16 protein-coding genes are annotated in these 23,389 nt (G+C 56.5%); 10 read left to right on the top strand and 6 right to left on the bottom strand.

Going from position 1 to position 23,389, the window contains the following annotated elements:
* Positions 1–52: 52 nt before the first annotated feature.
* Positions 53–1,126: a methyltransferase domain-containing protein gene (locus tag RXV88_RS14525; protein WP_316294099.1), complete on the bottom strand. Its 1,074-nt coding sequence runs from the start codon at positions 1,124–1,126 to the stop codon at positions 53–55.
* Positions 1,127–1,303: 177 nt separating this feature from the next.
* Positions 1,304–1,519, bottom strand: coding sequence for a hypothetical protein (locus tag RXV88_RS14520; RefSeq protein WP_316294097.1), 216 nt, complete (start codon positions 1,517–1,519; stop codon positions 1,304–1,306).
* Positions 1,520–1,717: 198 nt separating this feature from the next.
* Here RXV88_RS14520 and RXV88_RS14515 point away from each other — a divergent pair, with 198 nt between their 5' ends.
* The gene (locus RXV88_RS14515; RefSeq protein WP_316294094.1) at positions 1,718–2,698 is read left to right on the top strand and encodes a helix-turn-helix transcriptional regulator; all 981 of its coding nucleotides are present in this window, start codon (positions 1,718–1,720) and stop codon (positions 2,696–2,698) included.
* 25 nt (positions 2,699–2,723) lie between these two features.
* Complete coding sequence (locus tag RXV88_RS14510) at positions 2,724–3,389, top strand: HEPN domain-containing protein (protein WP_316294092.1); 666 nt, start codon at positions 2,724–2,726, stop codon at positions 3,387–3,389.
* Positions 3,390–3,448: 59 nt separating this feature from the next.
* On the opposite strand, the gene RXV88_RS14505 is transcribed toward RXV88_RS14510, so the two are convergent.
* The 3 genes from RXV88_RS14505 to RXV88_RS14495 form a co-directional block, all read right to left on the bottom strand.
* Entirely contained in the window at positions 3,449–6,898 is a 3,450-nt protein-coding gene (locus RXV88_RS14505; RefSeq protein WP_316294090.1) for an AAA family ATPase, read from the bottom strand.
* Positions 6,895–8,229 (bottom strand): DNA repair exonuclease, encoded by a 1,335-nt coding sequence (locus RXV88_RS14500; protein WP_316294088.1) that lies wholly within the window; start codon positions 8,227–8,229, stop codon positions 6,895–6,897. The genes RXV88_RS14505 and RXV88_RS14500 overlap by 4 nt, the downstream gene beginning before the upstream one ends.
* Positions 8,230–8,552: 323 nt before the next feature.
* On the bottom strand, positions 8,553–8,939 hold the full coding sequence (locus RXV88_RS14495; protein WP_316294086.1) for a DUF5681 domain-containing protein: 387 nt from the start codon (positions 8,937–8,939) through the stop codon (positions 8,553–8,555).
* 74 nt (positions 8,940–9,013) lie between these two features.
* Between RXV88_RS14495 and RXV88_RS14490 the strand changes: the two genes are divergently transcribed.
* The 8 genes from RXV88_RS14490 (at position 9,014) to brxL (ending at position 22,968) form a co-directional block, all read left to right on the top strand.
* Entirely contained in the window at positions 9,014–9,337 is a 324-nt protein-coding gene (locus tag RXV88_RS14490) for a hypothetical protein (protein ID WP_316294084.1), read from the top strand.
* A 137-nt stretch (positions 9,338–9,474) separates the two neighbouring features.
* Positions 9,475–10,335 carry a WYL domain-containing protein gene (locus RXV88_RS14485; protein WP_316294082.1) on the top strand — a complete coding sequence of 287 codons (861 nt, stop codon included), beginning with the start codon at positions 9,475–9,477 and terminating at the stop codon, positions 10,333–10,335.
* Positions 10,310–11,125 carry a hypothetical protein gene (locus tag RXV88_RS14480; protein ID WP_316294080.1) on the top strand — a complete coding sequence of 272 codons (816 nt, stop codon included), beginning with the start codon at positions 10,310–10,312 and terminating at the stop codon, positions 11,123–11,125. The genes RXV88_RS14485 and RXV88_RS14480 overlap by 26 nt, the downstream gene beginning before the upstream one ends.
* Positions 11,125–11,676 (top strand): BREX protein BrxB domain-containing protein, encoded by a 552-nt coding sequence (locus tag RXV88_RS14475; protein ID WP_316294078.1) that lies wholly within the window; start codon positions 11,125–11,127, stop codon positions 11,674–11,676. Before RXV88_RS14480 ends, RXV88_RS14475 begins: the two co-directional genes overlap by 1 nt.
* Positions 11,677–11,690: 14 nt before the next feature.
* Positions 11,691–15,134, top strand: coding sequence for a BREX system P-loop protein BrxC (gene brxC, locus RXV88_RS14470; protein WP_316294076.1), 3,444 nt, complete (start codon positions 11,691–11,693; stop codon positions 15,132–15,134).
* A 9-nt stretch (positions 15,135–15,143) separates the two neighbouring features.
* Positions 15,144–18,578, top strand: a complete 3,435-nt coding sequence (locus RXV88_RS14465) for an Eco57I restriction-modification methylase domain-containing protein (RefSeq protein ID WP_316294073.1) — start codon at positions 15,144–15,146, stop codon at positions 18,576–18,578.
* Positions 18,575–20,920 carry a BREX-1 system phosphatase PglZ type B gene (pglZ, locus tag RXV88_RS14460; RefSeq protein ID WP_316294071.1) on the top strand — a complete coding sequence of 782 codons (2,346 nt, stop codon included), beginning with the start codon at positions 18,575–18,577 and terminating at the stop codon, positions 20,918–20,920. The genes RXV88_RS14465 and pglZ overlap by 4 nt, the downstream gene beginning before the upstream one ends.
* Positions 20,917–22,968 carry a protease Lon-related BREX system protein BrxL gene (gene brxL / locus RXV88_RS14455; protein ID WP_316294068.1) on the top strand — a complete coding sequence of 684 codons (2,052 nt, stop codon included), beginning with the start codon at positions 20,917–20,919 and terminating at the stop codon, positions 22,966–22,968. Before pglZ ends, brxL begins: the two co-directional genes overlap by 4 nt.
* A gap of 121 nt (positions 22,969–23,089) precedes the next feature.
* Here the strand turns inward: brxL and RXV88_RS14450 are convergent.
* Positions 23,090–23,389 (bottom strand): transposase domain-containing protein (locus tag RXV88_RS14450; protein WP_316294066.1); only part of this gene is annotated, 300 nt, incomplete at its 5' end.

Below are 23,389 nucleotides of genomic sequence, written 5' to 3'. Positions count from 1 at the left end.
TCGGGGCGCAAAACGGACATAGGGCGGTGGCGGAAATTTCAGCGGGCACGCGTCAGGATTTTCTCAGCAAGGCATTGAGCCAAATATCTTCTTTTTTATCAGGGCGGCGATCGTTGGTCCGCCAGATTTCAACCTGCCGCAGAGCGGGGCTTTCGTCCAGGAGCGCCGACAAAGATTCTTCGGTCATGTCGGTGAAAAGTCGTCCGTCCTTTTGCCGGTCGCCGGAGCCGAGCTTGAAGGACGCGTAAAGAATGCCGTCTGTGACCATGTGGTCGGCGAGGCGGCGCATGACAAAGGGCAGGTCCTTTCGCGCGAGGTGAAGTAACGAAGCACAGGCCCATATCCCCTCGAACGAGTGGTCCCAGGAGAAGTCTTCGAACCGCATTTGCTGCACAGGAAGCCCGGCAAAATCCGCAGATGCTTTCACCATGGTGGGCGAGGCGTCGAAGGCGGCCACCTGATATCCAGCGCGGTGGAAGGCTCGCGCGTCACGGCCCGATCCGGTCCCTGCGTCAAGGATGCGCACCGTGTCGGCAGCATCTTGCGGAAGTTCAGCGATAAATCTCTCGCGCAGCGCCGACATGTCGACGTGGCGGGTATCGTTCAAGAATTGCTCGGCATTGGTGTCGTAAAAATCAATCATCGAAGGCGCCTGTGTATCGGTACTACCGCAGCATTCCAGGGGCGGCGATTTAGTGTCAATCGGATGTGGGCGGCGTTTGAGCTTGGTGTCAGCCACCTCATAGCTGAACGGGCCGAGGGCCGAGCGGGACTCCACCCGTTCCAGAAAGTCAGACCATCCACCCCAGTTGCCAGAAAGAAACGCACCCTGAAAAACAATGTCCGCTCCAGTGGCCAGAGCGGCTCGTGTCTCGTCCGAATTTCTTGCCAGATCACCACGCTCAATCTCAATGACACCACGCCCGGACGCCTTCAGCTTTTCCAGATGGGCCGCTTCATGCGCATCCCCCTGCTTTTGCAGTAGAGCGGCATCCTCGGTATCTTCGCTTGGCTCTGGCCCCTCGCCTCGCATGCGCAACAAATCAAGGCGGGTTGCATGGGAGCAACCCATGAACCGCATCAGGTCAGTCGCTGAAAAAAGGATGTTTCCATCAAATTCCCGCATGGTTTCCTTCAATCAAAAAAACAGTATGCGATCTAAAGCAGGCTAATCGCTTGCTCGCAGCTTGGTCCTCAACCGGAAAGGGTGTCAACATTTGTCACACGTAATCCTGAGCCGCCTTGTTTTGCGATGGATGTTCAACAGGAATATGCAGAATAGAAAGGCCGTGTCCGGGAACGCTCAGGAAGCTCTCACAATGCGCAAGCTTTCCGGTGATATCAGAGAGGCCCGCTTTCCTTGCGACCCCATCCACAGCGAAAAGCCCCTTTCGATCAGCGCCGCTGCGGCGTCCAGTGTCTTCACATAGACCGCGTGCTCCGCGTGATGCTTCCGCTGTCCGTGGGCCGGATCGCCAAGTTTGTAGCCCTTCGCCGTGAACTGCGGCTCTTCGACCATTCCTGCGCGCGGGGAGACCCGTTCAATCCTGATTACCTGTCCGGCCGTTAATAACTCCTTTCACTTCACGATGCGCCCGCCGGAAATCCCAGCTTGCTGAGCGGTTAACAATCCACTCAGGGAATCAGCTCGACAGGACACCAGAGCAAACGTAACCTGCTAGGGTGTCAAACTCTGACAGGCTTGTTCGGTGCGCTTATGTCTTTCTCGAAAGCCCAGGATCTGATCCGCCTCGCACAGCTGGCGGCGGCTCGACGACGCGGCATTAGCCTCGAGGATATTTGCGCCGAGTTCGAGGTGTCACACCGAACTGCTCAGCGTATGACCGATGCGCTGGAAACTACGTTCGGAAATGTCATTGCTGAGGACGGCGAAGATAGAAAACGCCGCTGGCGCTTGACCGACCCACATCTTGATCGGCTGCAACTTCGCCACGAGACCGGGGTCGAAGCTCTGGAGATCGCGGCGCGCAGCGCCGAGGCCGATGGGCGTTTGCGGCATGCGCAGGCCCTTACTGATATTCGTGAGGGGCTGCTCTCCCGACTGTCCTCGCGAAACGCAGCCCGCGTTGAGACTGATGCAGAGGCGGTTCTGACGGCCATGGGCCAGGTGACGCGACCTGGGCCGCGCGTCAGCGTTTCCCCCAACATCCTGGATGCGATCATCGAGGCGCTGCGCGGGCCCTTTCAGCTACGCGTGCGCTACAATGAAGACGCTTCAACGCGCATTCTCGAGCCGCACGGCGTGCTGCTGGGCCATCGCACCTATCTTGCTGCACGTGATCCAGCCAAGGCCGATGAGGTGCGAAACTTCAGGATTGATCTCATCCGAGAGGCAACAGCGCTCGATGAGAGCTTTGCGCTAAAGGAAGGGTTTACCATTGCTGGCTATGCCGCCAAGTCCTTCGGTGTTTGGCAGGACCCGGAACAGTATGGCGAGGTCGTCTGGCGTTTTTCGCCGGAAGCCACCAACCACGCAGCAGGTTTCAGGTTTCATCCCGATCAAATCCTGGAGCCGCAAGATGACGGCAGCCTGATTATTCGCTTCCACGCAGCTGGATGGCTCGAGATGGCCTGGCACCTCTACCAATGGGGCGACAAGGTCGAGGTCGTTGCGCCCGTGGCCTTGCGGAAAATGGTGGAAGGCTATCGGCGGTCCGATTTTGCGGCGATGCCATAGAAGCAATTTTCAACGGAGGTATTTGATGGACGGCAACTTGGAATTCAGTGTTCTCAAAGAAAAGCAGCGGGCTATTCGCGCCGGATTCCCGGAGACAATGGGACTACGGGTACATCGCGCGATCAGTTGGGTCGGCAGATCCGAAGCATGTGACGGGGATGACGACGCACGCTTTCTGTTTCTCTGGATCGCCTTCAATGCGGCCTATGCCGATGAGCGGGAGTTCCAGTCGATCGCACCAGGTGAACGCGCGGCCTTTCTGGATTTCTTCGGCAAGCTGGTCGCGCTGGACAACGAGAGGAGGATCTACAAGGCCTTGTGGCAAAGGTTCACCGGCCCTGTCCGCCTGCTCATGGACAACCGGTTCGTTTTCAATCCGTTCTGGCAGTATCACAATGGTATTGATGGGTATGAAGACTGGGAAGAACGCTTCAAGGCATCCGCCAAATCATTCGCTCAGGCTTTTCAGGCGGGAGACACTGCGCGTGTACTGAGTTTTGTTTTCGATCGACTGTATGTCTTGCGCAATCAAATGATTCACGGTGGCTCGACGTGGAATAGCGGTGTAAATCGAGCGCAAGTCCGAGATGGCGCAGCCATCCTGGCATTCCTGCTGCCCGTCTTCGTCGATCTGATGATGGATAATCCAGACCAGGATTGGGGAAAGCCTTTCTATCCTGTCATAGAGTAATCCTTTATGGGCAAACGCTCCTCGCGACCTGAACTCATTTCGGCTCGCGGAGTCCCAAGCTAGGCTTGGATGTTGTGGATCTGCACCCCCTCGCCACAGACCTCGCGCGCGATATCGACGACGTGCTGATGATGGGTGAGATAGATCGCCTGTCCACGCCGCCCGACCCGCTCCATGACGCGGCAGGCTGAGCGCGTTCGCTCTTCATCGAAGGTCTCAAAAATATCGTCGCAAAAGAACGGAAGCGATGCCCCCTGATCCGCCAGCTGCTCGTAGGCCGCAGCGCGCAAGGCAAGATAGAGCTGGAACCGGGTGCCTTTGGACATGTCCTGAGCCTGTTTAGCCATACCGCTCGCATCCAGCGCCAACAGGGTTTCCGATGCTCCGTCGATCTGGGTTTGGAGTTTGGAATAGGCGCCGTTCGTTAGCTCTGCAAAGGCGGCCTCGGTCGCCTGCATCATCGCACTGCGATGTGCATCGCGATACCGGCGGATCGCGGTCTCTGCGAGGCGGTAACCCAAACTTAGTTCGAGATGCCGGAGTGCCGCGTCCTGCATTTCGAGTTCCAGCGTCGTCTTTCTCTCGACCAGGAGCGCAACATCCGCATCCCCGCCTGTGGCACGCAGCTCTTGTTCCGCAGAAGTCCGCGCCTCGATCGCACCCTTGTAGCGATTATCAATGCCTTCCAGATCGGCGCTGACCTCGTCCATCTCGGCCTGCAATCCGGTCTGTGTCGCCTCCGACAAAACGGCGCGCGCATCTTCTAGGTTCTCGAGATCCAGAAGCGCCGTCACGGCACGTTCAAGCTCCGTGCGCCTGGCCCGGTCAGCGATGACATCCGAAGCCGTGCTGACAGCCTGACGCAAAGCCCCGAGAGAACTGGTATCGACGTCGTCAGGAAAAATCCGTGCCAGCTCAGCAACCGCGAGGTCGATGTCTCCCAAAACCTTTTGGGCGTCGGCCAATGACTTCTCGCACACCTTGATCCGTTCGTTCAGGTCTCGGGCTTGTTCCTCAGCGCCAACCGCCGCTTCTGACATGGCCTTCAGCGCATCATAGTCAGCCAAGGGCGAGGCCGTGGCAATGGCACCAACCCGCTTGACCAGTTTCTGAATCTTTTCGGCAAACTGGGCCTGGTCACCTTCCATGGTCGATACCTGACGCTCCAGCACTACGCGTTCCTTGTCGTGCTCGCGCAAATCCTGGAGCGGTTGCAGCGAGGCCTCGAGCAAACCGGCATCCAAACCCTTCGGCAAGGCCGCTGCCACCAACTCCACCCAATCACGGCGCGCGTTCGATGCGTCCACTTCAATGACCGCAAGCTTTTCGGTGCGCTTGGTCCGATCCCGGGTCAGGTCATCAACACGCGTTTTGGCGCTGCGCAAGTCTTCCTGATGGGTGCGCTGCGCGGCGAGATTGGCTTTAGCAACGGCGACCAAGTCGTCAAACTCCGGCATGTCGCGGTGTATGTGTTCCGAGAGCACCTTGATCAGCCGGTCCGCCTTTTTGAAGGTCTCCTGATGCTCGTCTTGAAGCCGGAGCAGTTCGGCATCGGCAAGTGACGCCAATTCAAGCTTGCGCAACCAGTTCACGAAAGTGTCCGGGGCAAGTGTGGTTTCGAGACCGGCTTCGATCGACGCCCCCGCCAAACGCTCCAATATGGCGTTGCGCACTTGTTCCAGTGCGGAGACCTGTTGCTCCACCGAGCCCGCCTTCGCTTTCGCCGCCGCGAGATCCCGTTCTTGCTGGCGCAGTGTTCCAAGATCAGCAGCCTGCGAAAGTCGGAGATCCATTGCAGTGTCGACACGCGCCATTGCGCCTTCGAACGCGTCAGCACTTTGGTTGGTCATGCTGGATCTGTGGGCCTTCCAGAGGTCGTCGCGACACGCGCGCATGCTGCGGGTCTCGTCATCGTCTACAAGCCCATCCATCGCCTTGATCTGTGCGATCCGGGCGTCGCGTTCCGCGATTTCGCCCCGAACGTTCTCCAGCTCCTGGACCGCGGTCTCATGCCGCTGGGTAGTTTCCTGCACATCGCCAAGCAGAGTGTCAGCCTCTTCCATGGTCAGAGAACAGGTCGGCAGGGCGTCGAAGCTTTGTCCCTTGATGGTGAGCGCATCCAGCGCGGTGTGCCGGTTACGGCGCGCGGTCTTTAGAGCTTCGGAGGCCGCCGCATGGCGTGCGGAAAGCGTATCGACGTCAAAGCGCTCGAGGATTTCCGCAAAATCCACTGACGCAGATTCCTCGGCGCCAAGACGGCGCAGCTGCTCCTTGGCAGCGTCGATCTTTTCGTCTATGGCCGCCACCTCGCCATGCTCACGCGTGACCATGGCTTCCGCATCCCGCATCCTCTCCCGGGCCTGCTCGAGCTCCGACAAGGCGGCTGAGGAAAGCACCAGTTCCTTCGAGTCGATATCGGCGGGTGCACCAAGATCCCGGGCTGCCAGGCCCATATCTGCGAGAACCTGTTCGAGCGCCTTGCGGCGCCGATCCAGGTCAAGGTCGGCCGTCGCGTAACGGCTCCTCAGGGCGTCCAGATCCTGCAACTCCTGCGTCAGCGCGAGATGCTCAGGATGGTGTTCGATCGCAGCCAGGTCCGAACGCAATCCTTCGAGTTCTTCGCCGAGTTTCGTGATGTCGCTCTGAGCCGTGGTCTGTCGGGTGAGCATCCGCACCAGATCTTCAGGGTCGACGTCTAATTGCGCCGGCCAGGTGCTGAAATCCGCCAGCTTGCCATCGAGCACGCCGATCTCGTCCAGCACGGGCAACGCCTTTATCCTGGCGTCCAGCCGCGCTTTCGCGGCAAACAGCTCCTTGCGACGTTTGGAAACCTGGGCTTCCTCCAGCAAGGCATCGTCAGCCGCCTTCTTGAGCCCGCGATACTGCGACGCGGAAACATCGAGCTGCCGGATCTGCTTCTCGATCTCGGCATGTTCTTTTTTCAGACCCGCGAGACGCGTCGAGCTCGCCCGCTTGCGGTACAGACCGTCCGCCTCCGCCCGCACACTATCGAGAACATCGGAAAGCTCGCTGATCCCGGCCGCCGCAGAAAACAACAGGCGTCCGATATCCCCCTTGGCCCGGGTGATTTCTTCGCCACCCTTTTCGATCGTCAGGTCGTCCAGGCAAAGAAGGTTCCTGTAGTCTTCCTCGGAGAGGCCGACGAGATGGGCCTGCAGCGCGCTGTTGGGCAATTCCTGGCCATGGGCATCGCGGAGCGACGGATCGCGGGTAGGAAGCCGCGTGAAGGCCGTTTCAGTACCGTCGATATCCAACAGACCAGAAACCCGAAGGTTTTTGCGCTGGTGCAGGAAATCGTAAGGCTCCCGATGGGGGAACCCATACAGAAGTCGGAGATAGCCTTCCATCGTCGTGGTCTTGCCAGCCTCGTTCGGCCCGTAGATGACGTGAAAATCCGGCATGCCTGGATCTGGCCGGGGCCCAAAATCAAATCGCTTGCCGGTAAACCCGCCGAAGAGTTCCAGATCTAGCTTTCGCAGGCGCATCATTCCGAAGCTCCCTTCATCAGGGCAAAGAGATGCTCGGACCCAGCTTCAGCCAGCCCGGATGTCAACGCAGAGAGTGCCACCGCATCGGTCATAAGCTCAGCGCGCCGGGCTGCTGGAAGCTGCGATAGCACCTCGTCGACTTCGGCCTGCGCCTGCGCTGCAAACCCCTCTTCCGCCGCGATCTGCGCCATCAGGCGGCCAAGCTCATCGGTGGCACTGGTATCGCCCCCCGCCGCGGGCGCCTCGAGCGCAAAGCTGAGCTTCTCGACCCAGAGCCGGCCGGTTTCTTCGGCGATTTGTGAGACGGTTTCGGTCCAGATGTCCCGGTCACGCAGGACATGCCAATGCCGTAACGTTCTCCCTGAAAGTGTCAGACGCAAGATCGCATCGTCGTCGGGTCGCAAGCCCCCGATCGGAGCATGGAGGCTTTGCCGGATCCGCTGGCGGATTTCATCATCATTTTCCGCCCCGGACACATCGATGTTATGGCCAAGGAAAGACACTATGGAGGTCGGAATTTCCTCTATGGCAATCTGCCCATCTTCGATCGTTAAGAGCGTGGCGGACTTGGGACCAGCCTCACCAATATCGCGCCCCTGAGGGATACCCGGCATGACGACCCACGGTGCCTCATTGTGCACCTGCCGTTTGTGCACATGGCCGAGCGCCCAGTAATCAAAGCCCAGAGCTACGAGTTCGGCCACCGAACAGGGCGCGTAGTTGTCATGCCCCGCGGCTCCGGCCAGGGACGTATGCAACATTGCAATGTTGATGGCACCTGCAACGGGCGCCCTAAACTTGCCGAGCATGCTTTCGGGTGCGTGTTTGCCGTTGAAGCTTACGCCATGGATCCAGATATCGGTGCCTGCCAACTGCACCTTGCCGCCCCGCCCATCAAACACATGGACGTTGTCAGGGAGAGCGACTTCGCCGGTGATCGGGTTTTCGGCATCGTGATTTCCCTTGATGTAGAACAACGGGATCTCGGCCGCCCGCAGCCTTTCAAGTTGCCCCACCAGAAACGCCGCGGTTTTCGCGCTGCGCTGCGCCCCGTCGTAAAGATCGCCGGCGATAAGAAGGGCTGCGACGCCCTCGGCGAGCGCAGTGTCTATGATCCCGATGAAAGCCGACCGCGTCGCGGATTGGATGTTTGCGCGCAAGGCTTCATCCCGAAGCGCCAGTGACGTCAGTGGCGAGTCGAGATGAACATCGGCAGTGTGCAAAATCTTGATCAAAAATACTCTCCCATAATCTGGTACAAAAGACCGCAGCGCGATGTCAGCTTGGTAATCACCTTCAGCAATTTCTTCCGGCAGCGCAGCACGAATCAAAATGCCACTTTGAGACCAAGTCTATGGAACAAGGGTGTCAAATTTTGACAGGGCAGTTAAGCCGCGTGCATTTGCGAGATCGATCGCACAGGTCCTCTGTCCTGGCACCACACCACTTTCCGTACTGTCACCTGAGCGCCTGAGGAGGTCGGGTTGACCCAACGAAATAACTGGGAATTCATTCGCACGGCGGCAAGTTGCATTTTCCTGTACGGTGACAGCGCAAAGACTCTGGATTGATCCTATCATTGCGCAACATAGAAACTCCGCGGCCTTTGTAGGTTTCTTTAGCCCTCTTGGGGCTGCCCGGGCACTTGGTCACCTTAAAACTCATCCAACGGCCGATTGCGCAGGGACTCTGTCGGCAAACCGAGACGTTCAAGCCGGGCAATGAGTTCTTCGCGCCGCTGGCGCTTGTCGTCGACCTTCGCATCGACAGCCGGCTGGACCTCCAGCATGATGGTGATGGCCCGAAGGAGCGCCGGTACGTCGCCCTTCAGCCCCTTGCGGCAGAGCGCCAGATAGGCCGCCTCCAACCCAGCGAGGGACACGGGCTTCCCCTCGGAGGTCCGAGCCATCACGGGCTCTGACAGGATCGCTGCTGCGTCCCTGAGATGATCCGCGCGGGTCTTGGGGCGGCCCTTCGGATTGCCCGACTGCCCCTTCTGCCACCGACTGGTTTCGGGCGGCTTGCCGCCGAAGCTGTTCACCCCAGGATAGTCCCAGACATTAGTGCGGTAGCGCCCATGACAGCACGGCCCGACGTATCAGTGCGTCCTTCCGGATGCAGCGTCGAGGTGTCGAAGCCCGCATCATCCTCGGTGCCGCCGTGCCAAAGGTCGATCCGGTGTTGGCGAAGAACATACTGACGGCACAAAAGTGGTATGCGGCAATCAAGGCCGGTGCCTCCTTTGGCGACCTCGCAGTTCGCGGGAAGACCACCTCGAGCCGCATCCAGCAGGTGATCGGCCTCGCCTTCCTGGCACCAGATGTTCTCGATCAAGTGGCAGCGGGTAGCCAGCCGATTTCATTCACCACGGAATGGCTCAAGCGAAGGCAACTACCTCAACGGTGGAACGAGAAGGCACGAATTTTTCATGATCTTTGATCATCTCAGGAAGCAAAAAGCCACATATTTAAGAGTATTTGGATTGCGTATGGCTGCATCACCTGATAGCTCGAGCATAGGTCCAGAAAGTGGGCGCGCACAGTTATAGTGCGCAGTGGCCGCACCGGGAGAATGTATTGGACAACGACAAGTCGGAGCTTCGTTGGGGGGTCGTACAGCGCCTCGAGTTCATCGAGTTCCGCTTGTTTTGGGAGGGGCATGTGAACCGCAGCGATTTGATGGAGCAGTTTGGGCTGTCGGTGAACCAAGCGTCCGCCGATCTGAACCGCTATATCGGTCTGGCTCCGGAGAACATGGTCTATGATAAGAGTGCACGGACGTATGTGCGAGGCCCTGAATATGCTGCACAGTTCCTGAAACCCGACGCTAGCCGCTACCTCGCACAGCTTCGGTCTTTGGCTGACGGTCTCATGGACAGCGAGGACACCTGGATTGCCGAGCTACCGGCCTATGATGCAGCGCCGACCCCGGCCCGTGGGGTGGACCCTATCACTTTGCGATCCGTTGTCAGTGCAATCCGCCGCTCTGAAGCAATCGAGGTCAAGTATCAGTCCCTCTCACGCCCTGAGCCTTGCTGGCGTTGGATCGCGCCCCATGCCATCGGGTTCGATGGCTTCCGATGGCACACGCGGGCCCTCTGTAAAACTGATGAGGCCTTCAAGGATTTCCTGCTTTCGCGCATCCTACAGACGCGCGGTGTAAAAGCCTGCGAAACCAAGAAGGCGGCCGATGTGGATTGGCAAGAGCAGGTCACGCTTGAGATTGCCCCTCACCCTGAACTCTCGGAGAACCAGAAGAAAGTTATTGCGCTCGACTATGGGATGCGCGGTGGCCAAGCGAAGATCAAAGTTCGACGCGCGCTCCTCTACTATGCACTGAAGCGTCTCGGGCTCGATACTGATCCAGGCACAAGAAAACCGCACGATCAACAGATCATTTTACTCAACCCAGATGTCACAGGTCTTCAAAATGAATAACGGGTCCGCCCCAAACAACGAGGAGGCGAACCTCCAGATCTACGGGTTTAGCGGCGAAACAGGTGGTGCGCACGCCTCTCGCACAATCATGGTCGACGAGCTCCACAGGCTTTTTGGCGTGATTCAAAACCCTTTTGCTGAACGTGATCAGTACCGAATGGCGATTATTGAAGAAAATGCGCTTGGAAAGAGATCTGCCAAGACACGAATGCTAACATATCGGCACCTCGCTGACCTTTACGGACTTGACCCCAGCTTGATGGTTTTTCGCGGTCTGAGGTTCTTTTGGGAGAGAGAAGTCGACGGTCAAGCTCTGCTTGCACTTCAGTGTGCGTACGCGAGGGATGCCCTTTTAAGATCGTCAGCCCCTTATATTCTCTCGACTCCCGAAGGAACTACCATTTCACGCGAATCAATAGAAAAGCACATTTCAACTGTTTTTCCAAACCGATTCAGCGCGGCGACATTAAAATCAACAGCACAAAATCTAAACTCATCTTGGACTAAAGCTGGGCACCTTTCCGGTCGCGCCGTGAAAATCCGCCGCAGGGCAAATCCAACGCCGGGAAACGCTGCGTATGCTATTTTTCTGGGGTACTTGGCGGGCTTAAGGGGACTTTCACTTTTTGGCAGCCCCTACGCTAAACTTCTAGACTGCAGCGCGGAGCGGTCGCTTGAGTTAGCACAACAAGCGGCACAAAAAGGATGGATTAGCGTCAACCATATCGACGATGTTTTCGAAGTTTCATTCCCAAGTCTTCAAAAACACACTGATAGGGAGCGGCTATGATGAGCCGAGTAAAACGCCTTATTAAATCCTACTCTCAGTTCATCTCGGTACCTTGGCGAGATGACGCCGCGGCGGCGCAGCGGGTAATCTTTTGTGTATATCACGAGACTGAGGAGCGCGCGCTAAGGATCAAAATTGACGAGTTTGAGTTGGCGTCCAGACAAGCCGGGCACGATTGGTACCTTCACGATCTTACGGATACGTTCGCAGAGTGGTTAACGTCACAGCGATATGCAAAATCATATTTCGAAAAACCAGACTTGCTGGCGACAGTATACCCTAAGTACCTTGAGCACCTGGCAAAAGATTTTGAACTCCGAGTATTTGAGCTAACGCCACCGCAGAACTTTGTTGTCGCGATTTCTGGCGTCGGCAGTTTGTTTGGATTTGTAAAAGTCAAAGATGTCGTGGACCGCTTGGCCCCAATGGTTTCTGGCAGGCTCGTAGTATTCTTCCCTGGAAGCTACGAAGACAATAACTACCGGCTTCTCGATGGCTACGATGGCTGGAACTACCTTGCCGTACCCATAACAGCTGACAAAACGTTCTGAGAAAGAGACCCTGAATGCAACTTCGCTCGCTCTACCGGCAAGACCCATCCGCCCGTAAACTCGTCAACGAAGGCGTAGCGAACGTCAATGATGGCACGTCGTCTCTTGCTAGAGATGTTCTGCGCTATGAGCTGGAGACCTTTGTATGCGACGGGCAATATGGCTCCGGCATGGCGCATATTCTTGATACCTATTTGAAAAATATTGACCAGGCGCAGCAACCTGCCGTTTGGGTCAGCGGATTTTACGGGTCAGGTAAATCCCACATGGTGAAGATGCTTCGGGCACTCTGGTTGGACACGAAATTTGATGACGGTGCGACAGCTCGAGGCATAGCAGACCTACCTCAAGAGGTTCGCGATCACTTAAGAGAACTGACGGTTCAGTCACGACGTCATGGTGGCCTTCACGCAGCCTCGGGAACACTCGGAGCTGGCGCCAGCGGTAGTGTTCGCCTTGCCCTTCTTGGAATTGTGTTCAGATCAGTTGGGTTGCCAGAACAATATCCTCTCGCTCGGTTCGTAATGTGGTTGAGGAAAGAGGGAATAGAGGATCAGGTTCGCGCCCACATAGAAGCAGGCGGCTTTGACTGGGAGGAGGAGCTGGCAAATTTCTACGTCGCAGAGGGTCTTCATGCCGCTTTAATTGAAGCCAAACCACAACTTTTTGCTTCATCCAATTCTATGGTTGATGCTCTTCAAAATACTTATCCGAATGTTCAGGATGTATCCAATCAGGAAATGATCTCCGCCATTCGGGCCGCAATTTCACGCGAAAACAAACTTCCTCTTACCCTGGTTGTACTCGACGAAGTGCAGCAGTTTATCGGCACCAGCGGTGACCGAGCAATCGAAGTGCAAGAAATGGTCGAAGCAGTCGTCAAAGACGAAAGCCTTGGCGGCAAACTCACCTTTGTCGGAACCGGTCAGACCGCGGTCACTGGTACGCCCACACTTGCAAAGCTCCAGGGTCGCTTCACTATCCGCATTGAGCTTTCAGACACGGACGTCGATGCTGTGGTGAGGCAAGTTATTCTTGCCAAAAAGACTGAGGCCTCACCCAAGATTGAAGCCATGATGCAGGAAAACTTAGGTGAGATATCAAGGCATCTGAGTGGCACTAGCATTGGTCATCGGCAAGATGACGTTGCTTTCTTTGCGCAGGACTATCCAATCCTTCCAGTCCGTCGGCGCTTCTGGGAAGCTGCCAATCGAGTTCTGGACGCATCAGGCACCGATAGTCAACTTCGCAACCAATTAAGCCTTATTCATAAGGCGATCAGAGAAAGTGCTGATAAAGATGTCGGGTTTTCGGTCCCTGCGGATTTCCTCTATTTTGATGGGGCAGATAAGCTTTTGCAGGCGAGGATCTTGCCGCGAAAGCTGCACGAGAAGACCATGTCTTGGATACACGGCAGCGACAACGAAAAATTGACTGCTCGCGCCTGTGGCATCATATTTTTGATCAACAAAATCGGTAGCAGTAACTCTGAAATTGGGATCAAGGCGACGATTGACACAATCGCAGACCTGTTAGTCGATGATCTTCCAACGGGCTCTTCTGGGCTGCGAAGCAAGCTGCCCAAGCTTCTCGACGCATGCGACCTCATCATGCGAGTTGGCGATGAGTATCGAATCCAGACAGAAGAAAGCTCGGCTTGGAACGACGAGTTCCTTAGTCAGAAAGCTACGCTGGCGAACCAATCCCATCGCATCGAAGCAGAACGCGATGACCTTATTCGGAAAAAATTTGGTGCTCTTGTCGGGCGTGTGTCGCTGCTTCATGGCAACTCAAAAGTAACACGGGATGTAAGCGCGATCTTCGATCCGACGCTTCCGCCTGATGCGAGCAAGCGAACCTACGTATGGATACGCGATGGTTGGGCAACTGACGATAATTCGGTTCGCGCAGACGCTCGTCAGGCAGGCAACCAATCCCCCACGGTATTTGTTTTTATCCCCCGACGCTCTGCAGATGATCTGCGGAACAATATTCTCGAGTTCAAGGCGGCTAGTGCAACTCTTGATAAGCGTGGCGCTCCAGATACCCCAGAAGGCAAGGAAGCGCGCGGTGCAATGGAGACCATTCGTCAGGTTGCCGAAGCGAAAATCAACGAATTGATCTTGGAGGCCATGTCCGGCGCCCGCGTGTTCCAAGGGGGGGGCAATGAGCTGACCGGGAATGGGCTACAGGCAACAGTTACTGAAGCCGCTGAAAATTCACTCACCAGGCTCTACCCCCAGTTTCCGGTCGCAGACAATACCGGCTGGTCCAAGGTCTATGACAATGCCCACAAGGGAGCGCCGGACGCCCTGAAAGCAGTCGGTCATGAAGGGGAACCTGAAAAGAATGCAGTCTGTAAAGCCGTCCTATCGTTCATCGCTGGAGGAAAGAAAGGCACGGACATTCGCGATCATTTTGAGGGTCCTCCATTTGGCTGGTCACGGGACGCGGTCGATGGCGCATTGCTTGCTCTTCTTGTTTCGGGGTTGATCAGAGCAGAGGATGAACAACACCGCGCTTGCGATGCGAAAAAGTTGGAGCGCAAATCGATTGGCAAGGCGTCATTTATTGTCGAAGCCACGACTATCTCGACACCTCAGCGCATTCAAATTCGAAAAGTTCTTCAGAAGGTCGGCCTTACTGCGAAACAAGGCGAGGAACTTTCGTCAGTTCCCCAGTTTGTTCAAACTGTCACGGACCTCGCTAATCGCGCAGGAGGTGACGCTCCAAAACCGAAGACGCCCGAACTCTCGTTGATCGATGATATCAGACGTGCCTCCGGCAACGAGCAGCTCTTGTCCATCTATAACAGCAGAGACGAGCTCACATCCTCAATCGATGCCTGGACACTCCAGGCCAACGAAATCGACACCCGCTGGCCCAGCTGGGAGACCCTGCGACGACTTGCAGAAAGGGCCAATGGCCTGACTGATGCTGATGTTCTGCGCACTCAAGTTCAGGCAATCGAGGATCAGCGCCAATTGTTGGCAGATCCGGATCCCATGAAACCGCTGATCGCGAGCTTCACGCAGATGCTGCGTGACGAACTTAATCGTCTCGTGGAGGCTTACAAACAGCAGCATGATGCTGGAATGGCCAAGCTAAAGGCCGACGACAACTGGCAGAAACTTCAGCCGGAACAACGCAACCGTCTTCTCGCGGAACAGAAACTCACCAACAGTGACATGCCGGAAGTGAAGGTCGGCAGCTCTGCTGAAGTTCTTCAGACGCTTCAGACTTTGACTTTGTCCGCGTTCGAAGACCGTGTGAAGTCGCTCTCATCCAGGTTCAATGAGGTTCAGACCCAGGCGGCGGAAATGATGGAGCCGACGGCCAAGACCATCCACCTGCCCAGCCGCACGCTGAAGTCCGAGGCGGACCTCGAAGCCTGGCTCGACGAAGCCCGCAAAGACCTTGCCGCAGCCCTTGCTCAGGGCCCCGTGATTATTCGATAGGACGCCCGCATGCAGCCGCTTGAAAAGACCCTCAGAAATCAACTGGAGCGAACCGTTAAAGCGGCGCGGACGGTGGCAGAAGACGCTGCCGAGGCGGCGCTACAGCAGTTGGGCGTGGGCGAAGCATCCGCTTTCCCGCACCTGTCGGAAGACGAACGCGACCTTCGGCGGCGTTTGCGCATTCACGGGCGTCAGCTGGGCGACAGACGCCATACCGAACGCCAGACGCAGGAGCTCGACCGGCTGATCGAAGAAGTCGGGTATGAGCATTGGCACCGAATGCTCTTTGCCCGCTTCCTGGCCGAGAACAACTTGCTCATGTATCCAGACCCCAGCGGGCCGGTCGCCGTCTCTCTCGAGGAATGCGAAGACCTTGCGCCCGATGAAGGGGCGGCCAACGGATGGGAGCTGGCGGCGCAGTACGCGGCCCGGATGCTGCCGCAGATTTTCCGGTTAGACTCCCCTGTGTTCCAGCTGTCTCTGCCGCCGGAGTATCAGCAACGGCTGGAAAAACATGTCGAAAGCCTGCCGACCGAGGTCTTCACAGCGTCGGACTCGCTCGGCTGGGTCTACCAGTTCTGGCAGGCGGATAACAAAGAGCGGATTAACAAATCCGAGGTGAAGATCGGCGCGCGGGAACTGCCCGCTGTCACACAGTTGTTCACCGAACCCTATATGGTCAGCTTCCTGCTGGACAATGCTTTGGGGGCCTGGTGGGCCGCCCGCCGGTTGACAGAGCAGGACCTGAAAACCGCGACCAGCGAAGAGGAATTGCGGCGCAAGGCATCGATCCCCGGCGTGCCGCTCGATTACCTGCGCTTTGTCCAAGACGAGGACGGTACCTGGGCCCCGGCGGCCGGAACCTTTGATGGGTGGCCGGAACAGCTGAAAGACCTCACCACGCTCGACCCCTGCTGCGGATCGGGGCACTTCCTTGTGTCGATCTTCCTGATGCTTGTGCCGATGCGCATGGAGCGGGATGGCCTGAGCGCGCGGGGCGCGGTGGATGCCGTGCTGCGCGAGAACATCCATGGGTTGGAGATCGATCAGCGGTGCGTGGAACTTGCAGCATTTGCGCTGGCGCTGACCGCGTGGAAATACCCCGGCGCGGGCGGCTACCGGGCGCTGCCGGAATTGAACCTCGCCTGCTCCGGCCTGTCCGTCAGCGTGGCCAAGGAGGAATGGAAACAGCTTGGCCTTGGCAAGCGCAACCTGACCATCGCGCTGGACTGGATGCACGACACTTTTCGTGATGCGCCGGTGCTTGGAAGCTTGTTGAATCCTGCAAAATCGGCAGCGGCCAAAATTGTTAACTGGGAAGAGCTTTCGACCTCACTGGACCAAGCGCTACGGCAAGAACATACACTCGAACAAATGGAAGCCGCTGTCGTAGCACAGGGTTTGTCAAAAGCTGCGCTTCAGCTTGCTGCCAAGTACACTTGGGTCGTCACCAATGTCCCCTATCTAGGGCGCGGCAAACAAACTCAAAAGCTGATGGATTATTGCGACAGAAGATACCCTGACGCAAAAAATGACCTTGCAACGGTATTCCTTGATCGGTGCTTGGAATATGCTGAAGATCGCGGAATTGTTAGTGTTGTGATGCCTCAAAACTGGCTGTTTCTTCCTCGATATCGAACCTTTCGAGAAAACAAGTTGAGGCACGATGAATGGAACCTCTTGGCACGACTTGGTGCCGGAGCCTTCGAGACCATAAGCGGTGAGGTAGTGAAGGCTATATTGCTGACGCTCACCAATGATAAAGAAAGTCGAAGAGATAATTTTGGAGAAAACTCCGTGGATAATGTTATCCATGGGGTAGATGTTGCTGACCCAAAGTCAGTCACCGATAAGGCGATTGCATTGGCCGAAGTCGATATCCGTTCTGTTTCCCAAAACAAACAACTGTTAAACCCGGATGCTCGCATCACCCTTGAAGACACCGATGACTTACCCTTGCTGGCAGACCGGAGCTCGAGCATAGAGGGCTTATCTACCGGTGACAATCCCAGGTTCATTCAGAATTTCTGGGAGTCTCCAAAGCTAGACGAGAATTGGGAATGCTTTATTCAGAATGCAAAAGAAACGAGCTTCTATACAGGGCGCTCTGATGTTCTGAGATGGTCGCAAGGCGAGCTCAAGAAGTTTCCCAGCGCTCACAACTTCCCATCAGAAATCATGAACGGTAAGCCAATACTTGGTCAGTTCGGCCTCCGTGTTACTCAGATGTCTGACCTCCCAGCAACAATCTACTCGGGTGAAATATTCGGGAAAAGCGCGGCAGCAGTTGTCCCACATAATCAAGATGAACTAGCCGCATTTTGGTGCTTCGTCTCGGATGAAAACTACAAGAATGAAGTTAGGCGCATAGACCAGAAGGTTTACGTGTCTTGCGGAACCATGGTGAAAGTCCCGTTCGACCTTGAATACTGGACAAGGGTTGCAGAGGATCGTTTTCCGAACGGTCTTCCAGAACCTTACACGGACGATCCGACCCAATGGGTCTTCCACGGCCATCCGTGCGGCTCCGTCATTTGGGACGAAGACACCAAATGGACCGCCAAAGGCGAGCTCCGCACCGATGACACAGTGCTTCAGGTCGCAGTCGCCCGCCTGCTCGGCTATCGCTGGCCAGCCGAACTCGATCCAGACATGGAACTGGCTGACGAACAACGTGCCTGGGTGGACCGCTGTTCCGCCCTGCTGCCCCACGCGGATCACGACGGCATTGTCTGCATCCCGCCAATCCGTGGCGAAGCCAAAGCCGAAGACCGCCTGCTGAACCTACTCGCCGCCGCCTATGGCGATGCCTGGAAGAGCAGCACGCTGCCGCAGCTGCTGGCCAGCGCAGGACATGCAGGCAAATCGCTCGACACATGGTTGCGCGACAAGTTCTTCACGCAGCACTGCAAGCTGTTCCAGCACCGCCCCTTCATCTGGCACATCTGGGACGGCCTGAAAGACGGCTTTGCCGCGCTGGTTAACTACCACAAGCTGGATGGCAAGACGCTCGAGACGCTGATCTACACCTATCTCGGCGACTGGATGAAAACCCAACGCGACGACATCGCCCGCGGTGTAGACGGCGCACAGGAAAAGCTCGCCGCCGCCGAAGCGCTGAAGAAAAAGCTGGAACTGATCCTGGAGGGGGAAGCTCCCCACGACATCTTCGTGCGTTGGAAGCCGCTGGAGGAGCAGCCCATCGGCTGGGACCCAGATCTGAACGATGGCGTGCGTCTGAACATCCGTCCCTTCATGACCGTCGGCGATGTGTCCAAACGAGATGCAGGCGTCCTGCGCGACAAACCCAACATCAAATGGACCAAGGATCGCGGCAAGGATGTCGCCTCCGCCCCATGGTTCGATACGTTTAGTGGCGACCGCATCAACGATCATCATCTGAGCTTGGCCGAGAAGAAAGCCGCGCGGGAGGCTGCCAAGTGAAGGTGATTGACCGCTTGCAAAACGCTGTCCGTGCTGCGGCGGCCTACAACCCGGAAGTGCAGGTCAAACCCGCCTGCATCCTCTGGCCCGATCCGGACCGGCAGTGGGAGGCGGTTGTTCCGCAGCTTCAGGATGCCCTGCCGGAAATGGTGGTGCTGGGCAACTACGCCCCGGAAAGGCGCACGGGCCCTGCGATCTGGCTGCGCTGCGCCATCGCGGGAACCCTGGACGGTATCGAGTTCCCGGTTGGCAGCGTCCCGATCCTGTACCTGCCCGGTGTGGCGCGAACCGACCTGCGTGCCGTGAACGAATGCCCCGACGCCCTCAAACCCCTTGCCGAACTGCAATATCGCGGCACGATCTGGTCACAGGTCAGCGCCAAGGACTGGACCGTTCTGGCGTTTCTGAAGTCTGCGCAGGGAGGCCTCGGCCTCGAAGTGACTGCGGACGGCGATACCCGTGCCGCCATGATCACCGCACTGAACGAAGTTCTGGAACAGGATGTGTCCGCGCTTGAAGGAAAAAGGCTGGACCGGGATTTCTTCAACGGCCTGTTGACCAGCGGTGATCTGACGCGTGATGTGCTGACTTGGATCGATCAGGGAGACGCCTACGCTGAACGCATCGGTCCGGCGGCTTGGGGAGCGTTCAGCGATATCTGCGTCTCACAGCTCGGCCTCGACCCCAGGACCGCTGGCGTTCTGACAGGTGCTGAAAAGCTTGCGGGGCGCGAGGGACAATGGGGCGCTGTCTGGGAGCGGTTCTGCGAAGCCCCGCAGAGATACCCGAACATCCCCGATACGCTTCGCAAATGCCAAATGCCTTCCTTCGATCTTTTGAGCGACATTTCAACAAAGGGTGCATGGCCGCAATGGAACGATGCCGAAGAAGAGGCGCTCCGCCAGAAGCTACTGAAGCTCGAGGCGGTAACGGATGCAGACGCTCGATCAACTGTGCTGGAACTCGAAGCAGCACATGCGGACAGACGGGATCTGGTCTGGGCTGAAATGGGGCAAGCGCCGCTTGCCAAGGCGCTCAAGCATCTTGCTGTTCTGGCTGAAATCACGAAGCAATCCCTGGCTGGCGGCACGCTGGATGATGTTGAAAGCAGCTACACCAAAGGAGGCTGGAAGGCAGACGATGCAGTACTGTCCGCGTTACAGGAAGCCAATACGGACGCTAATGCCGCGTCAGTGATTGCCGCGCTACGGTCGATCTACTTGCCTTGGGCAGAAGCGTCCGCGCGCCATGTTCAGAAACTAGTTGAAAGTGAGGGCTATCCTGGCGGCTCAATTGCGTCAAAACCCAAAACCAACCAGATGAACTCCGAATGCATACTATTCGTTGATGGGTTGCGGTTTGACCTAGGGAAACGGCTGTCAACCAAGCTAGAAAGCGCCGGACTGGAGGTAATTGAAACCCCAGCGTGGTCGGCTTTGCCAAGCGTTACCTCGACAGCAAAACCTGCAGTGTCACCGGTGTTGCATGAGATCGCAGGACGCGACCAGAGTGAAGAATTCGATCCCTCCGTCGCCGCATCCGGGCAGTCTCTCAGAGGCGGTTATCATTTCAAGAAACTGATAACCGATGCGGGATATCAAATACTGACTCGAAGTGAAGTTGGCGATCCATCTGGAACAGCTTGGACGGAGTTGGGTGACATTGACCACGAAGGTCACGAGCGTGGTTGGAAACTGGCTCGCCACCTCGACGTATTGATTTCGGAGGTGGGAAACCGCATCGTCCAACTCCTAGAAGGCGGGTGGAAGAGCGTACGAATTGTCACCGACCACGGGTGGCTCATAATGCCAGGAGGGTTGCCCAAAACCGAACTGCCAACTGCATTGTCAGTGAACAAATGGGGTCGTTGCGCAGCAATAAAGCCTGGAGCGAAGACAGATATCCCCCTGTTCGCATGGTTTTGGAACTCTTCCCATTACTTCGCCCTTGCCAATGGCATTGCCTGTTTCCGCTCTGGGCAGGAATACACTCACGGAGGATTGAGTCTCCAAGAATGCCTAACCCTTCACCTGCAAGTGAAGCCGTCATCGAGCGTTCTCGCTACAACCGTGGAAATCTCAGATGTCGTTTGGAAGGGACTGCGCTGCACAGCTGTGCTCGCTGTTCCCAATGAGACTCTAACGCTTGATATTCGCCAGCAGCCTGCCAGCCCGAGCAGCACCGTCGTCGTAAAACCAAAGCCTTTTTCAGCTTCAGGGTCAGCATCCGTCGTAGTCGACAACGAGGACCTTGAAGGGACCGGGGCCACACTGGTCATTATCAACGAAAACGGTGCAACTGTCGGTCAAGTATCAATAAACATTGGCGGAGTTGGGGCATGATCGAACTTGACGACATTGATCGAAAGGCGGCAGCCAACCTCGATGGTTACCTCGTTCGAAAGGACCTGGTCCGAACCTTCAGCCGACAGTATCCGGTTCCGACTTACGTGGTGGAGTTCTTGCTGGGCAGATATTGCGCCAGCATTGATCCAGAAGAAATCGAAGAAGGCCTAGAAATTGTTGAGCGACAGTTGAAATCGCGAACGGTTCGTGCCGGTGAAGAGGAGCTTTTCAAGGCTCGGGCCCGTGAAGAAGGCAGCGTTAAAATAATTGATATCATCACCGCTAGGCTCGACGCTAAAACAGACTCCTATGTCGCATCACTGCCAAGCTTGAGACTGACAGACGTCCGGATTAATCCTGAGCAAATTCAGGAACATGAGCGAATGCTGACCGGAGGGTTCTACGCCGAGGTCACCCTTAATTATGACGCCTCAATCGCACAGGAAAGTAAGGGACGTCCCTTCGGGATTGCGGCGCTACGGGAAATTCAGCTCTCCAAGCGTGACGTACTTGGCGACCTAACGAAAGCGCGCCAGAGCTTTAGTACGGCAGAGTGGAAAGACTTCCTGCTGCGTTCAATTGGCCTGGAGCCTAGCGACCTCACGGTTCGCCAAAGGGATGCTATAATGCTGCGAATGGTGCCATTCGTTGAGCGAAACTATAACATGGTCGAGCTTGGCCCAAGAGGCACCGGGAAAAGTCACCTATTTCAACAGATCTCACCATATGCGCACTTGATTTCAGGTGGAAAAGCCACTGTAGCCAAAATGTTCGTTAACAATTCCAATGGGCAACGTGGCCTTGTTTGCCAGTACGATGTTGTCTGTTTCGACGAAGTCTCAGGAGTATCGTTCGATCAGAAAGACGGCGTCAATATTATGAAAGGCTACATGGAGTCAGGCGAGTTTAGCAGAGGTAAAGAAAGCATTCGCGCGGACGGAAGCATCGTGCTGGTCGGGAATTTCGATGTCGATGTTGAGCATCAACAACGCATCGGTCACCTCTTTGGTCCGATGCCTCCAGAGATGCGAGACGACACAGCCTTCATGGATCGGATCCATGCTTTCTTGCCCGGTTGGGAGGTGCCCAAAATTAGCAAGGAACTACTGACTTCACATTTTGGCCTGGTGAGCGACTTCCTCTCGGAATGCTGGAGCCAGCTACGTAACGAAAGTCGCGTTGGCTTGCTTCAGGGAAGAGTCTATTTTGGCGGAGCCTTGTCGGGGCGCGACACAAATGCCGTAAACAAGACGGCAAGCGGCCTCCTTAAGCTTCTTTATCCGACCGCCGATAACGTGAGTGACGAGGATATCGAGTGGGCTGTGCGGATTGCGCTTGAAGCGCGTCGCCGTGTAAAAGAGCAGCAGAAGCGCGTGGGTGCAGCGGAATTCCGAAACACCCACTTCAGTTATACAATGGGCGACGACGGTGTGGAGAAATTCGTCTCAACACCTGAGCTACAGAATGACAATAGTATCGCAGGTGATCCCCTCGAACCCGGCCAAGTTTGGACAATTGGGCCGGGAGGCGAAGGTGAACACCCGGGGTTGTTCCGAATAGAAGTCAATGAAGGCCCAGGCTCTGGAGTGCGGATTCTCAACAAACCGGTCCCCGCAGCCTTCAAGGAGAGCATCGGTTATGCCGAACAAAACCTGTATGCGCGTGCGGCTCAGCTAGTTGGAGACAAGGATCCACGTCATCACGAGTTCTCAGTTCAGCTTAGGGCCTTTGACGCAGCGAAGACTGGCTCAAAAACAGGCGTTGCGGCGCTAGTGGCTATGTGCACCGCGCTTTTGAAGAAAACTACGCGTGGTGGACTTGTAATTGTCGGTGAGGTCAATCTCGGCGGATCGATCGAAACCCTTCACAACCCTGTGGAGATGGTGGAGATCGCGGTGGAAAAGGGAGCGACGGCAGTATTGATGCCGGTTGCATGCAGGCGTCAGCTGTTCGACTTGTCTGACGACATGGCAACCAAGGTTGATATTCAGTTTTTTTCAGACGCCCGTGACGCCCTTCTAAAAGCGATTTCCGAGACGCCATAATCAAACACTCATCCCGACCTGCCTTAACTGTGAGGCAAGGCAAGGCATTCGCCAGCTTCGAAATCGACCAAAGTCAAGTCCGGCGTAACCGGTGTTGCGATCACACGTTGCCGGGATAATTTCAGGGCAGCAGGTCATCGACCTGGCTGTGCATGTGGCCGGTCGCGATAGCGCTCAGGGTAGCGGCCAACCAGGCGTGGGGATCGACAACGTTGAGCTTGCAGGTTTCGATCAGCGAGGCGATGACAGCCCAGTTTTCCGCCCCGGCATCGTGGCCGGCGAAGAGGGCGTTCTTCCGGTTCAACGCGATGGGGCGGATGGTCCGCTCGACGGTGTTGTTATCTAGTCGGGTCTGAACAACGCCCAACGCTCTGAATTTATGTGAGAAATGTCTTATTTTGTTGGCTTTGGCCTGCAGGGT

Origin of the sequence: Aestuariicoccus sp. MJ-SS9 (assembly GCF_032586235.1) — a bacterium.
Classification (GTDB): Bacteria; Pseudomonadota; Alphaproteobacteria; order Rhodobacterales; family Rhodobacteraceae; genus Aestuariicoccus.
This window is presented reverse-complemented; position numbering and strand designations above follow the sequence as displayed.